This is a genomic window from Shewanella sp. 0m-6 (genome assembly GCF_052977325.1).
The window spans coordinates 79,278-93,409 of sequence record NZ_JBRIMD010000013.1; the positions used below are offsets into that span (position 1 = coordinate 79,278).

11 protein-coding genes are annotated in these 14,132 nt (G+C 45.9%); 3 read left to right on the forward strand and 8 right to left on the reverse strand.

Features of this window, described 5'->3' with window-relative positions:
* The first annotated feature begins 182 nt into the window (after positions 1 to 182).
* A complete protein-coding gene (locus ACVBJC_RS11745; RefSeq protein ID WP_447160946.1) occupies positions 183 to 1,235 on the forward strand; it encodes a winged helix-turn-helix domain-containing protein in 1,053 nt (350 codons plus the stop codon).
* A gap of 331 nt (positions 1,236 to 1,566) precedes the next feature.
* Here ACVBJC_RS11745 and ACVBJC_RS11750 read toward each other — a convergent pair whose 3' ends face one another.
* Both ACVBJC_RS11750 and thpR read right to left on the reverse strand, forming a co-directional pair.
* A complete protein-coding gene (locus tag ACVBJC_RS11750; protein WP_447160947.1) occupies positions 1,567 to 1,878 on the reverse strand; it encodes a hypothetical protein in 312 nt (103 codons plus the stop codon).
* A 65-nt stretch (positions 1,879 to 1,943) separates the two neighbouring features.
* Positions 1,944 to 2,465 (reverse strand): RNA 2',3'-cyclic phosphodiesterase, encoded by a 522-nt coding sequence (thpR, locus tag ACVBJC_RS11755; RefSeq protein WP_447160948.1) that lies wholly within the window; start codon positions 2,463 to 2,465, stop codon positions 1,944 to 1,946.
* A gap of 168 nt (positions 2,466 to 2,633) precedes the next feature.
* Here thpR and hrpB point away from each other — a divergent pair, with 168 nt between their 5' ends.
* Positions 2,634 to 5,138, forward strand: coding sequence for an ATP-dependent helicase HrpB (hrpB, locus tag ACVBJC_RS11760; RefSeq protein WP_447160949.1), 2,505 nt, complete (start codon positions 2,634 to 2,636; stop codon positions 5,136 to 5,138).
* 24 nt (positions 5,139 to 5,162) lie between these two features.
* On the forward strand, positions 5,163 to 7,526 hold the full coding sequence (mrcB, locus tag ACVBJC_RS11765; RefSeq protein WP_447160950.1) for a penicillin-binding protein 1B: 2,364 nt from the start codon (positions 5,163 to 5,165) through the stop codon (positions 7,524 to 7,526).
* A 127-nt stretch (positions 7,527 to 7,653) separates the two neighbouring features.
* Here the strand turns inward: mrcB and ACVBJC_RS11770 are convergent, their stop codons facing one another.
* The 6 genes from ACVBJC_RS11770 to ACVBJC_RS11795 form a co-directional block, all read right to left on the reverse strand.
* Positions 7,654 to 8,826 carry a sugar transporter gene (locus tag ACVBJC_RS11770; protein WP_447160951.1) on the reverse strand — a complete coding sequence of 391 codons (1,173 nt, stop codon included), beginning with the start codon at positions 8,824 to 8,826 and terminating at the stop codon, positions 7,654 to 7,656.
* Positions 8,827 to 9,249: 423 nt separating this feature from the next.
* The gene (locus ACVBJC_RS11775; protein ID WP_447160952.1) at positions 9,250 to 9,684 is read right to left on the reverse strand and encodes a GNAT family N-acetyltransferase; all 435 of its coding nucleotides are present in this window, start codon (positions 9,682 to 9,684) and stop codon (positions 9,250 to 9,252) included.
* A gap of 285 nt (positions 9,685 to 9,969) precedes the next feature.
* Positions 9,970 to 10,743, reverse strand: coding sequence for a PepSY-associated TM helix domain-containing protein (locus ACVBJC_RS11780; protein ID WP_447160953.1), 774 nt, complete (start codon positions 10,741 to 10,743; stop codon positions 9,970 to 9,972).
* A gap of 381 nt (positions 10,744 to 11,124) precedes the next feature.
* Positions 11,125 to 11,877 (reverse strand): hypothetical protein, encoded by a 753-nt coding sequence (locus tag ACVBJC_RS11785; protein WP_447160954.1) that lies wholly within the window; start codon positions 11,875 to 11,877, stop codon positions 11,125 to 11,127.
* Between the two features lie 214 nt (positions 11,878 to 12,091).
* Entirely contained in the window at positions 12,092 to 12,619 is a 528-nt protein-coding gene (locus ACVBJC_RS11790; RefSeq protein WP_447160955.1) for an FMN-binding protein, read from the reverse strand.
* Between the two features lie 177 nt (positions 12,620 to 12,796).
* On the reverse strand, positions 12,797 to 13,975 hold the full coding sequence (locus tag ACVBJC_RS11795) for a porin (protein WP_447160983.1): 1,179 nt from the start codon (positions 13,973 to 13,975) through the stop codon (positions 12,797 to 12,799).
* Positions 13,976 to 14,132 lie beyond the last annotated feature (157 nt).

Here is a 14,132-nt window from a genome sequence, read left to right on the forward strand (position 1 = left end):
CGACTTACCATTCAAGGCCTCGCAATAGCGGGGCTTTCTTTTTGTGGTGACAGTGGGTGGTTAGCGGTTAATAATCAACCACTAATACCAAAGGCCTAGCAATCAGTCTTTGCCAAATCTTGTGTTATGTTGCAGTATTGTTGCTTAACTACCATTTCAACAAAACATAGGCTCTTCTCCCAATGATGCTGAGTTTTAGTGAGTTCTCCATAGACAGTGAAGCATTAGAACTGTATATCGATGGCAATGGTGTGGCTATCGATGAACGAAATATCACTCTGTTGCTTACCTTGGCGCAGGCCTACCCTGAACATTGCAGTAAACAAGACTGTTTAAGCCTTATCTGGCCAGACACGGTCGTCTCAGATATGTCTTTATCTAAGCTTGTGTCCGATACTCGAAAACTCTTTAGCCAAGCTGGCTACCAAGGCCCACTCATTCATACGGTTCATGGTCGCGGTTATCGCTTAGAGCAGGTGCTGGGCAAGCAGCTCATGGCTCAGGCTGAGCTAGAACAGGCTGAGCTAGAGCAGGTTGAGTTAAAGCAGGCAGAGTTAGCACAGCAAAGCCAGCAACAAGCATTGTTGCACAAGCAGCGCGCTAATAAAGCAGAGCAAAAGGGAACGGTTGAACGTGCAGAAGATAAGCCGCAGCCTGCAGCTTCACATCCGCAGCGTAAGGCCGGTTTGAACTGGCTGCCAGTTTGGTGGGAGAACGTTGCTAAGCTTGTCATTGCATTTTTGTTGCTACTCGGTCTGATATTGCAGTTTTGGCATGTTAGTCGTCCAAGTCACGAGCATGGTAACAGTGTAACCCTTGAGCATAATGAACCCGTAAAGCAACTGGTTTACAGTGAACAACATGGTTCGATAGGGCGAGTGCTGTGGGTTGATGACCATCCCGAAAATAATTTGCTAGAAAAAGCTTTTTTTGAGCAAAAGGGGATCGGTGTTTATAACACTGTGACTTCGGAAGAAGCCTTAATGCTGTTATCTATGTATAGCTATCAAGCGGTGATCTCTGACATGGGCCGCCACGGAGACTCATTAGCTGGGCTCAAGTTATTACAATCGATTAGGGCGAGTGGTAATAAGACTCCATTTTATCTATACACCTATGTCGAGTCGGCGGGGGTTGTGGATGCGATTTATAAAAGCGGCGGGCAGGCCGTCGTGCTCGACTCTGAATCGTTATATAACTTGGTGCTTGCTCATTTTGAGCCTGAAAAGCGATAGGGTTGGAATGAATTCAACACTTTTCAGATTATTTCAAAGTTTGTAAGTGGGTCATTAAGGGAGTCTATGGTACCAATAGAGACAGCAAACAATCAGCAAGCGACGACAAGTTATCGTTTGTCTGCAGGCAGAGTGGCCCACAATTTTTTATGAATGAATTGAGTTGGTAACGAATTTTAGGGCTCTAACTGCTCACTATTTATCTTAGCTTGTTTAGCTTCATTTGATGATTATCAATGGTTAGACACTAAAGCTTCTTCGATTAGCCACCTAAACCAGGTGGCATTTTTTTGTCTGCTTTTTGTCAGATTTGTTAATCTGGCTAAGACGCTTAATCGATAAATCCATCATGAATAAATAGATGCTTAGTTTGATTAAAGTTGCTCTCACTGCAATTAACAAAGTCGATAGCGTATTGAGCATTGTCTAATCTAAACTTGGCGATTTTGGCAATTTCATACTCATTCATCACGATATTCATCGCTTCTTGAGTCCACTCGGCTTCACCTGTACCAATTTTCACTTCTGGTGGATCGTAGTGAGTTACCATCCAGTTTTGTAGTGCTTCGGCATCGATCTCACCTAGCTTCCAAGAAGTGAGTAGAGCAAGCAGTTGCGCTTTGGTTATTTCGGTGTTTTCCATCGTTATCTCATTAGCAAGAACTTAATACTGCATAGGGTAGCTCAGATTGAATCGATGACAAAGGCTTAAGCTAAATCCCAGTGCTGGAGTGTTGGATATTCGACCCCATTGGTGCCGGGGTAGGATTCAAACAAATGCAATTGTAACGGTTGTAAGCAGATGGGGTGATAAACGACTGTTCTTGCTTCACCTTTAGCCTTGCGCGCAAGAGTAATGTGGGGGTTATAACTGTGCTCACTACAATGTAAGCCAAGCTTTGCTGCAATGAGCTGCGCATCTTGGGCGAATTGGCGCAAGCCGTTGTCGCTCGCATCCCCTTTGAGGCAGATAATTTTGGGCTTACTCCAATGGCTCAGGGTATCGAGCGTGACGCTAAACGTAGGTTTACTCATTTTATCGACACTATCGATAAGTGCTTGCAGTTGACTTGGGGTGGCAGCGCCTAAAAAGGCGAGCGTCATATGCAGGTTAGCACTCGGAACTAATCTCACCGTATCGACAAGTTGAGCTTGGACCGCCGTTATCTGCTCAGTTTGCGCGGCATTGAGGCTAAAGCCTAAGAATACACGTTTAGTTGTCGCTGGCATTTAAGGTTCTCAAAGTTTAGGTATTAAAGCCGATGATACGTTTAGCCCTAGGTGGCTTTTAGAGTACACTAGCGAGCATGGGTTTCATTTCATTCATGCAGATTAACGGGCATTTTCCCCGAATCACTCATGGCATGAACTTATTATAACGGTATAAAAGACCTTCTCGTGACCTCATTACCAATACATGCACTGCTACAACCATTGCGTGACGCTTTTAAGTGTCAGCAGCAGGTGATCCTCGAAGCTCCTACTGGCGCTGGTAAATCAACAGCTCTGCCACTTGATATGCTCGATTGGCCAGAAATAAGCGGTAAAATTTTAATGCTAGAGCCTCGGCGGGTAGCTGCACGTAATGTTGCGCAGTTTATTGCCAAGCAGCGGGGAGGTGAATTAGGCAAAGAGGTGGGCTACCGAGTCAAAGGTGACTCGCGGGTCAGTGCTAATACCCGTTTAGAAATCGTTACCGAAGGTATTCTTACTCGTATGATCCAGCAAGATCCCGAGTTAACGGGTATTGATATGGTGATTTTTGATGAGATCCACGAAAGGCATCTCACCACAGATCTTGGCTTGGCGCTGGCGCTAGAGATCCAAGCGAGCTTTAGAGAGGACTTAAAAATCCTCGCCATGTCAGCGACGCTGTCTGGCTTGCCGCTTGCCAAGCTGATGCCTGAGGCCATAATGCTTAACAGTGAAGGACGCAGCTTTCCTGTTGAGCATAGTTATAGCAGTGTTCCGAGTCAGGGTCACTGGCTGGACCATATGGCGAAGGTGATCATCAATAGCCTTAATGAGCATTCACAAGGATCGTTGTTGGCATTTTTACCTGGTCAGGGTGAGATTAATCGCTTACACACCATGCTGAGCGCACGTTTAGACCCTAAAACGATCATTATCTGTCCGCTATATGGCAGCCTTAGTGCTAAGGCGCAAGATCTGGCGATTGCCCCAGCGCCAAGCGGGATGCGAAAAGTGGTACTTGCCACTAACGTGGCAGAGTCGAGTCTGACTATTGAGGGGATCACTCAGGTCATCGATTCCGGTTATAAACGCCAGGCGCGTTTTAACCCCAAAACCGGTGTCACTCGGTTATCACTAAAGCGCATCAGTCAGGCCTCGGCAGCACAGCGTGCGGGCCGAGCTGGGCGTCTTATGGCAGGCTTTTGTACTCGATTATGGAGCCAAGAGGAGCATGGGCGGTTATTAAAAGCCGATGAGCCAGAGATTGTTCATAGCGATCTGCTGTCAATGGTACTCGACGGTGCCTATTGGGGCGTTAAATCCTTAGGTGAGCTGCCAATGCTCACCCCACCATCGGTGGCAAATGAAAATGTAAGTTGGCACTTACTTCAAATGATGGGCATGGTGAGTGACTCACACTCAATTACCAGCCACGGCCGCGCCGCGCACCAACTTGGTTGTAATCCAAGATTGGCGCACATGTTATTGCTTGCTAAGCAGCAAGCGAAGCAACAACAAGATATTTATCTCGCCGTGCTGGCCTGTATATTGGCGGCAACCTTGGAGTCACGAAGTCGTAGCAGGCAAGGGGCGGATATCAGTCGTTACTTACATGAAGCGCTTCAGGGTGAGACACGCCAGCAGATCCGTAACTGGGTCAGCACATTAAACCTCACCGCGTTAGGCAACATTGATCTGAACGAGGCGGTGCGCCATGCCAGCAATGATGATATCGCCATGTTATTGGCTTTTGCCTTTCCAGACAGAATTGCCAAGGCCCGTGGGGTCAGTGGATATCAATTGGCGAACGGTAGTGGTGTTGAACTGGCGAGTGAAGATGCGCTAGCAGGGGCAAGTTGGTTAGTGGTTGCAGATCTGCAAGAAACTGAAGGTCGCAGCCAAGGTAAGGTATATTTAGCGGCATCGCTCAATGAGCAATTGTTTGATACCCAGTTAGCCAGCTTGGTTGAAAGCGTAGAGTATTGCGGCTGGGATGAGGTAAAAGGGCGTTTCTATGCTGAAAAACAGCGTAAAGTTGGCCAAATATTATTAACCAAAGAGGCGATTAAAGTCGTCGATAAGCGGTTAATAAAGGGCGCCCTTTTAGAGCAGATAAGATTAAAGGGCTTGGCATTAGTTAATTTCAACAGCAAATGTCAGCAATTGCAAAATCGTGTCGCCTTAGCGACGCAGTACTGCCCAGAACATGCTTGGCCAGCATTAGATAATGACTCATTGCTAAATGAGCTTGATGACTGGCTAGCCCCTTACTTAGATGACGTGCGCAGTTTGGCACAATTACAGCAAATAGATTGTTATACTCTGCTGCTTAATTTATTACCTTGGGAGTTGCAGCAGCAACTTGAGGCGTTACTTCCAAGAAGCTGGCCAATGGCGACAGGGACGCAAGTTCGCATCGATTATGATGCTAACGGCCGCGCATTGTTGAGCGTAAGGCTACAAGAAGCATTGGGTATGCCACAAAGCCCAATACTTGCACAGGGCAAACTCATTGTGACGATGGAGTTGTTGTCCCCTGCACATAGGCCGTTAGCGTTAACCGCTGACCTTGCGAGTTTTTGGCAAGGGCCCTATGAGCATGTTAAGAAAGAGATGAAGGGAAGGTATCCGAAGCATTTATGGCCCGATGATCCCGCCAATACCCAACCGACCAAATTTACTAAAAAGAAGACGTTTAGCTCGCAATAAGCTTGAGCACGTCGCGGACCGATAATGACAGATAAAGCTACACCTAAAACAGGCGCTAAAAGAGCGCCGGCGAAGAAGAAAACCGTCGCGAAAAAACCGCGAGCAACAAGAAAGCCCACTCAAAAGAAAACGAGTCGTGGTTGGGGGCAAAAAATCTGGTCCATCAGCTGGAAGCTGGGCCTTGTCTTAGCCGTGATCATCGCATCTTATGCTATCTATCTTGACCAAATTATTGCCCGTAAGTTTGAAGGGCAAAAATGGCATCTGCCAGCCCAGGTCTTTAGTCGCTCGATGGCGCTGTATCCTGGCGCTGCAGTGAGCCATGAGCAATTGATGTCAGAGCTTAAATTGCTTGGCTATCGTAAGGTGGCTAATCCGCGTCAGGTCGGCGAGTTTTCAGCATCCAAGACTAAAATCGATCTATGGCGTCGACCATTTTTGCATCCTCAAGGCGAGCAAGCTGAGCAGAGGGTGATGATTACCTTCGACAGTAATGGTGTGGGATCTGTAGCGCGTAATAGCGATCAACGTCAATTGGCCGTATTCCATCTAGAGCCTGTGCTGCTCGACAGAATTATCACTGGTGATGGTGAAGATAGACTGTTTGTGGCGACCGATAAGATCCCTCAACCTATTGTTAACGCACTTATCTTAGTTGAAGACCGCAGTTTCTATGAGCATCACGGCGTTAATCCGTTCGCCATATTACGTGCTGCTATGGTGAATATCAGCGCAGGGCGCACAGTACAAGGTGGTTCTACCTTGACTCAGCAGCTGGCAAAGAACTTCTTCCTATCGAGTGAACGCTCACTGAGTCGAAAGCTGCGCGAAGCGCTAATGGCGATCATTATCGATTTTCGTTATGAAAAAGATGAGATTTTAGAAGCCTACCTCAATGAAGTGTATATGGGCCAAGATAAAGCCCGTGGCGTGCACGGTATGGGCTTAGCTTCGCAGTTTTACTTTGGTCGCCCAATTGCAGAATTGACGGTACCGCAGCAGGCATTTTTGGTGGCGGTGATTAAAGGGCCATCTTATTACAATCCGTGGCGCTACCCTGAGCGTGCGCAGGAGCGACGTGACTTAGTATTGCGTTTGCTAATGGAAGCTGGTGACTTGAATGTGAGCCAGTATCAAGCGGCGGTAGAGTCGCCTTTGGGGCTTCGATTAGCCAACAAGTCAGTGCACCAGAAACTGCCTGCGTTCTTTTCTGTGGTGAAGCATGAACTTGCTAGCCGCTATGGTGACGCTTTACTGCAAGAGTCAGGGATAAAAGTCTACACCACGCTAGATCCAATGGCGCAAGAGGCGGCAGAAAAGGCGGTCGAACACACCTTAAAGCAGCTGGGTAAAAATGATAAAAGTCTGCAAGTGGGTATGGTTCTGACCGATAAGTATTCGGCAGGTATTGCTGCGATGGTGGGCGATAAAGTGCCAAGCTATAAAGGCTTTAACCGTGCGGTAGAAATTCGCAGGCCTATAGGTTCATTGATCAAGCCATTTGTGTACGCCACAGCGTTGAATGATGGTAAGCAATATAACTTGATGACGCCTTTAAAAGATCAGCCCATTACGCTGAAAAATGGCCAAGGCAAGACCTGGTCGCCGCAAAACGTTGATAAAAAGTTCCGAGATCAAGTGCCTTTACTGACAGCATTTAAGAACTCGATGAACGTGCCGACGGTTAACCTTGGCATGGCGATAGGCGTGAGTAGTGTAGCAACCACGCTAGATAAAGCAGGCTGGAAAGATACGATCCCTGAGTATCCTTCTATGCTACTTGGCGCAGTCAATGGCTCACCATTAATGGTTGCGCAGGTGTTCCAAACTATTGCCGATGATGGTCGTTACCGCCACTTAAATTCGGTGACTACGGTATTGAATGCCCAAAACCAGCCGCTGGCAGCCTCTAGGCCGCAAGCGGTGCAAAGTATTCCTGCAGCCAGTAACTACTTAGTTAAATATGCCATGACTCAAGTGGTTGAGTCAGGTACGGCTAGACGTTTGGGTAATGCATTCCCTTATGTGACGCTAGCGGGTAAGACTGGCACCAGTAACGACTCGCGCGATTCCTGGTTTGCCGGCTTCGATGAGCGCAATGTCGCCGCCATTTGGGTTGGCCGAGATGATAACGGCAAAACCGGACTCTATGGCAGTAGCGGCGCTATGGCGGTTTATCAGGCATTTCTTAATCATCGTGCGCCATTAAGCTTACGTATGGCGCCAGTTGATGGGGTTGTGCAGGGCTACTTTGAGCGTGACACAGGTAAAGCGCAAGAGCCACAATGCGCCAATGTGGTAAAGGTGCCAGCACTTAGAGACAGCTATCAACCTGCGGCCAATTGCGGTGAACCGCTGCCTTGGTGGAAGAAACTGATAGGTGGATAACTGATTAGATGAATAACTAATACGTAGGTGACTAATAGGTCAAGCGCTAAGGTATTAGCTAATAAAGTGAAGATGGCCAGTGATGCTTTGTATCTCTGGCCATCTTTGTTTGTAGAATCGAGTAATACTAGCCTGCTAGCGTTTGCACACGACGAGCCCTTAGTAGATAAATCAAGGGAATAATGGCTAGAGCCACCAGGAAAGCGGCCCAGTTGCCATTTTGAACGACACCATATTTTGCCGCAACGATACTGCCCAGCAAAGCGCCGCCACCAATGCCAACATTGAATAGACCAGAATAGATAGCCATAGCCACATCGGTAGCATCTGGCGCGAGCTTGAGCGCCTTTGATTGTAAAGATAGGCACATCAACATCATGCCCGTACCCCATAAAATACACAGTGGCAGCAATAACCAGATCTGACTCGCAATGAAAGGTAATATCGCCATGCAAGTACCGAGCGATACTATCGCTAAGGTAAGCAGTTGTTGAGCATGACGTGCTTGATAGCGACTAAAAAGCGCACTGCCAATTAATCCTGCCGCACCGAATATCAACAAAATCATAGTGGTGATATTGGCTGAGTAGCCAAAGTGCTCTTGCAACAAAGGCTCTAGGTAAGTGTAAACGCTGTAGTGTGCAGTAACGAGCGTCATGGTTAACAGATACAGCCAGAGTAGCGCTTTATTACGAGCCAAGCTTGGTAGGCTTCTCCAGCTACCGCCATGGGTTGCGGGTAAGTTTGGTAGACCGCGCCACAGTAGTAACATCATGCCTAGAGTGAGTAAGCCAATTAAGGCGAAAATACTACGCCAACCGATTAATTGGCCTATTACTCGTCCCAGTGGAATACCAAGTACTAGCGCCAATACGCAGCCAGTGGCGAAGATACTTAACGCTTTTGCGCCTTGTCCTTCAGGGGCTAAACGTACCACTAGCGCCGGAGCGATAGCCCAGAAGAGTGCGTGAGTTAAGGCGATGCCGATGCGGCCAGATAGTAAGATGTCGTAGCTTGGCGCCCAGACGCAGATCCCATGGCTAATGATAAAGATAGACATTAACCCAAGCAGCAGCTTTTTACGCTCAAAGCGTGCAAACAGCAGCACCGCAGGCAGTGATGCCAGCGCAACCACGGCGGCATACACTGTGAGCATCGGGCCGATAGCAACCGCGCTCATATTAAAGCTTTGGCCAAGGGCTGATAATAGGCCTACAGGAACAAATTCAGTAGAGACAAAAACGAAGGCCGTTAGTGCCAGTAGCCACACTGGAGCCCAAGCGAGGAGGCGCTGTTTCATCGGGTTGAAGATCCAAAATTGAAAGGGCGGCAAGTCTACGCCCAAATCGGATTTTTGGCGAGAGGGTTAGCGATGGTGTGAGATATAAAATGTTTAACTTGTGAGCAGTGAGACAGTTTGACTTAACGCATATTATTTTGATTATTTAGGACCTAGGACCTAGGACCTAAGACCTAAGACCTAGGTCCTAAAAGCTAAAAGCCTAGAGCACTCGTAAACTCGCTGCGAGGACGCTTTGCTGTTAGAGCGGACTGCGTCCAGCTATACTGGCAAGAGCCTGCATTGTGTTTTCAATGTAGGTTGGGCTTTAGCCCATCACGGATGAGGATTAACTAAAGGGGAAATGACGGCATAAATGCCGAGCTACTATAAAGAAGGCTCTAGGCTCTAGGAGCCAGAACCTGCTTTTCCTAGAACCTTATTTTAATACCTCTTCAATAAAAAATAGCGTTCGGGGCTTTTCGCGGTGCTAGGTACAGTGCCAATAATTTCAAAGCCGAGTTTTTGATAAAAGACCGGAGCCTGAAAAGAAAGGGTATCGAGTTGCGCCATAGTGCAACCGCGCTTTTTGGCTTCAGTCTCGGCTTGCAGCATAAGCTTGCGGCCAAGTCCTGTGCCTCGCGCTGCTTTATCTACCCACACCACGTTAATTAGAAAGTTGTCGTAAATAGTACGTCCGGCAACGCCACCAATAAGTTTGCCGCTGCCACTACTATCACTAGAGTCATGGGCAACCACCGAAAGAGCTTTGGAGGTTTCAGGCCCCATATGGGCAAAGTTGTGTTGCCTGACGCCATCAACCAAAGCATCAAATACGGACTGAGATTCGCCATGGATCACATCTATTTTAACTTTCATTTCAACTTCCAAGTTGCGTTACTATTTTAGTGTTATTACTTTAGTTTTCCGTCTCAGCTTAAACCATCTTAGCTTTGTGCTATTCCGTCTCAGCCCTTCCTATAACCTGCTTTCTCTAAGACCTAGAATCTAGAACGCTTCGCGGCTAGAGCGGACTTCGTCCTGCTATACAGTCAAAGATGTGTATGGTGTTTCTGATGTAGGTTGGGCTTTAGCCCATCAGCCTTGCCGTTAAACATACCTGGATTGACGGCATAAATGCCGACCTACATTACAAAGAAGGACCTAGGACCTAGGACCTTTCCTTGTTCTAGGCGGTTTTTGCTGTAACCAGATATAGCATCCTGTAAACGCCATAATCAATAAACTTAATGCCACTAGATCCATTATCCAAGGGCCGAGAGAACCGAAGAATCGACCGCTGTGCATATCGAGTAATACCCGCTCCCACGTTAACCGACTCGATCTAATTTGCTCTGCAACCTTGATTGTTTCTGCGTTATCTATAGGGCTAACCCAATTAATAACAGCCGAAGGCGCTACCGCAGTCCATTCGATAATATCGTTATCGGCCTTATACTGGCCACTTGTTGTTTGTAGCCACCACGCTTCGCTGTATCCAATTGCCTGAATATGATCAGGTAACCCCGTGGCTGAGCTTTGGGTTTCAAGTAATACGCCTTGAGGGGAGAGTAAATACAGGTGTTGGCTATCGATGGCGACAATCATCTCTTGGTTGACGGCGACGGCCAAAACCTCACTGCCCGCTTCTAATATTAACTTATCGTTTAACCAAACCTCATTGTCAGAGCTGGCGAGGTGATAAGGGCTGAGTTGGTATATGGCAACGTCAGTGGGTGGTTTTATCCCATAGTAATCGAGTAACCAGGTCTGCTTAACATGTGCGGTATCGAGAGATAGGTGATTGCTGTGATTGATTAACACGCCAGTGATAGCGATAAAAATAACCAACAAGGTAGAAAAAATACCGATTCTGCGGTGCCAGGGGCGAAGTTGACGTAATAGTCTAACTCTAAAATTTGGGTGTTTTCGGGTCATTTTAGGGCCTGTTGACCTTCTAGTTGTTTTAATGAGTCGTCATTGTGTTGCTTAAGGCGCATTGCTTAATTGGTTGCTTAGGGCATACTCAGTTAAGACGTTAAATACGAATGCTGCTCATTTACTTTACAGCAACCGCTGCCACTACTGAACCGTTAAATGTTGTTGCTAATGGGTTGTTTAGTTTTTCGTCGTGCTTTACTTCTCAAAATAGAGAATAAAGCAATGGGGTTGATGGCGTTGAGTAAGAATGTCGTTCAAGCGAATAGGCCAGCCTAACAGCAGGCCTACTCAAGGAAAGACTAACTTAAAGTTACTCACTTACTGACTTAATCAATCACTTAGTTGGCTATTTAGTCGGTCATTCACTAAGCCTTAAAGCTAGAACCAACTTTGTTCAATCGCGGTTGAATAAACAGAAGAATAATCAGCTAAAATAGCGCGATGACCCGTAGTAAACATCGCAAATGATGCATCGGTGGGCACTGTTACTTCACTACTGGTGACATTGACGATTAATTCTGGAAATAACAGGCTGTTGGCTGCATTAATCAGATCTTGCGCTTCAGTTAATGAATAATCATCATTACTTATTGAAACTGCAGAAATATTTGATAGCTGAGAATCAGATACACGAATTGTCACAGATAAATTATCGAGTGTTGCAATTGACTCTTTGGCATCATTTACCAAATCAGCTGTAGCAAAATCAGTGGGTTCTTGCCAAGTGTACTGATAACCATCATTGAACTGGTAAACTCGGCTGTTTTCAAATTCAATATTGGCAGTGGCGCCGTCTGCGGGCAGATGAAAAATAACTCGGCTTACAGCGGTGCTTTTGGCGTAATCATTTTTCTGAATCACATCGTTGTAAGCGTATTCAACTCTGACTTCTTGTTGACTTGTTTCAACATTAAATTGGGTGATGCATTTAACGCTAACCTTATTTGTCGCTGTACATAAACGGGTTATGGTGTCATCAGATAAACCGAGTTGCAGCGCATCATTTCTGAAGTTGTTATCGACGATCACTTCATTACCATCATCTGGGTGCAATATATTGTCGATATATTCACAGCCACTGATATTCAGACATAACAAACTTGTCGCTAGTATTTTGACTTTAGAATTCATTAGTTACTCTGCCATTGATAAGGCAAACGGTAAGCATAATTTAGCACTGTTTTTATTGGCAAGAGTAGTGATATTTACTCAGATGTACCATTAGCGCATCTGAGTATTAGCGCCGGTGCAACAGAGATCATGTCTGCGAACTGCAGTTATGTTGCGCCGTTACTGGTATGGTTTTACTCGAGGTTACTCTGGTTCACTTTATCGTTGTTATTACTTAGTTTTTGGTGGTGATATACCCATCTAGGTAAAGCGCGATACGTGATAACTTGGTCAGCGCTCTTACTGATAATGTTGCACCGGTAATGCCGTCGATATGGGTATCAAGCTTGAGTGCTGGGGTGAGCTTGGCTGACTTGAATTGGTCAGTAAAAAAATCATGCCTGACTTCATCACCGCGGCTTTCTCGGTAAACCAAGACTTTAGTTTGGGCTATTTGATGGTTTTTAACATGAATGCCGACGGTGATAGGGGCTTCTTTACCGAGTTCATTCATCACCCACACACTTTCATCGCCTTGTTGCCAATAACGCAGACGCATTTTTTTAAAACTATGGGCGAGAATCGATTCAATTACGCTTTTGGTCTCGTCATCAATCCATAGCACTTTAGCTTTAGGAACTGTGCTATTAAAGGCTTGAGATATAAAGTCTTCAGGAGTTTGATAGGTTCCGCGAGCGTGCGCCACACTTGTCAGCAGCGATAAGCTGATAGCAGTGATAAAAATGACTAAGGGTAACTTCATATATAACAACTTATTTTAACAGCTTATTCGAATTGATTTTAAAAGAGCGCCCGAGTTGGACGCTCTTTTGGTAACAGCCTGTATTAGCTTAACGTCATTTAAACTAACGTTGTTAAAGCTAATCCCACAGAAGCTAACGTCATTGCAGCTAACGTCATTGGGAGCGGGCTGTTTAGCTTAGAACTGGTAGCCAACACCTAAATTAAAACCGTCAGCATCTTTAGCGCCGCCCACGGTTTCATAGTCAGCTTTAAACACTACGTTCTCGTGCAACCAGTAGTTGATACCTACGTTAGTTTGCTCAATTTTAGTGTCTTCGTTATTACCCGCATTGTTGTCATATTCGTTATAGCGAGCAAACACACCAAAACTTTCGTTGATGCGGTAAGACGGCTCAATGTACCAACCGTTTTGCTCGTTACGACCAAGGGCTTTTGCTTCTTTACCGTCTATATCCCACTGTGCATACAGTGCTTTAACGGTGAACGCTTCAATAGAATAGATAGCATGTGCTGTCAGTAATGTCGCCGCGGCATTATCAACGCCAGCAGCGCCCTGAGTTAAATCAGATTGATACTGCGCAGTTGCTGCTAGCTCTAAACCGGTCACACCTGTGTATTTAACATGGGCGGTGTAAGCAAGATCAGAGGCGTCTGCTTTAGCAACTTTTTGACGGCCGCCACGAATATTATAAGTGTCATCCACTTTAAGACCTGAAGTGATAGCACCATCAAATACAAGGCCTGGAGCGGCTTTAACATTTAGCAGTGCACCTGCTTCCCACCATGTTGCTGGAATGATGTTCTTCTCAACAGGGTTACGCTCAACACCGTAAAATGCTGGTGGCTCGTGAGTTTCGTTAATGATGCCGACAGGGATGAGGAATAGACCCGCTTTACCTGTGAACATTTGATTGAAGTCATGCTCGATATAAGCTTGCTCTAGCTCAACTTCACCAGGCTTATCGTTACCCGATAGAGCGTGTTCAATTTCCAGCTCAGAGAAAAAACGTGTATTTTCAGTGAATTCGTGGCCAAAGAATAATACGAAGCGATGAAAATCGATGGACTTCTTATCGTTACCAGTTTTGTTATCAGTAATGTTGTTGTAGTGAAGCTCACCATAACCACCGATAGTCGTCGAACTTTCAGTGACCGATACAGAGACTGATTCTTCAACAACGTCAGCAGTTTGTTCAACACGCTTTTCTGTTTCGTCGAGACGTTTTTCAAGATCTTGAAGTACTTGCTGTTGTTGTTCGATAATTTTTCGTAGTTCTGCTGAATCATCGGCTGCAACGGCAGTTTGAGACGCAAACATGCCAACTAGCGCTGTGGCAAGTAAGGTTTTTTTCATCATTTCATTCCCCAAATGTTAAATCAATTTGCTTTATTTGTCGCAGATTGTATCAATTGCTTATCATAATGCAAACTATTCTCATTCAGCTTTGTGTTTGAGTTGGGTTTTATTGGGAGTTTTTTGGGCGATTTGTGGTTTTTTTAATTTTTATTCA

Excerpts from the sequence above, each read along its gene's own strand:
- ACVBJC_RS11750 (WP_447160947.1), bottom strand. The coding sequence starts at position 1,878 with ATGGAAAACACCGAAATAACCAAAGCGCAACTGCTTGCTCTACTCACT.
- ACVBJC_RS11745 (WP_447160946.1), top strand. The coding sequence starts at position 183 with ATGATGCTGAGTTTTAGTGAGTTCTCCATAGACAGTGAAGCATTAGAA.
- mrcB (WP_447160950.1), top strand. The coding sequence starts at position 5,163 with ATGACAGATAAAGCTACACCTAAAACAGGCGCTAAAAGAGCGCCGGCG.
- thpR (WP_447160948.1), bottom strand. The coding sequence starts at position 2,465 with ATGCCAGCGACAACTAAACGTGTATTCTTAGGCTTTAGCCTCAATGCC.
- ACVBJC_RS11790 (WP_447160955.1), bottom strand. The coding sequence starts at position 12,619 with ATGAAGTTACCCTTAGTCATTTTTATCACTGCTATCAGCTTATCGCTG.
- ACVBJC_RS11780 (WP_447160953.1), bottom strand. The coding sequence starts at position 10,743 with ATGACCCGAAAACACCCAAATTTTAGAGTTAGACTATTACGTCAACTT.
- ACVBJC_RS11770 (WP_447160951.1), bottom strand. The coding sequence starts at position 8,826 with ATGAAACAGCGCCTCCTCGCTTGGGCTCCAGTGTGGCTACTGGCACTA.
- ACVBJC_RS11795 (WP_447160983.1), bottom strand. The coding sequence starts at position 13,975 with ATGAAAAAAACCTTACTTGCCACAGCGCTAGTTGGCATGTTTGCGTCT.
- ACVBJC_RS11785 (WP_447160954.1), bottom strand. The coding sequence starts at position 11,877 with ATGAATTCTAAAGTCAAAATACTAGCGACAAGTTTGTTATGTCTGAAT.
- ACVBJC_RS11775 (WP_447160952.1), bottom strand. The coding sequence starts at position 9,684 with ATGAAAGTTAAAATAGATGTGATCCATGGCGAATCTCAGTCCGTATTT.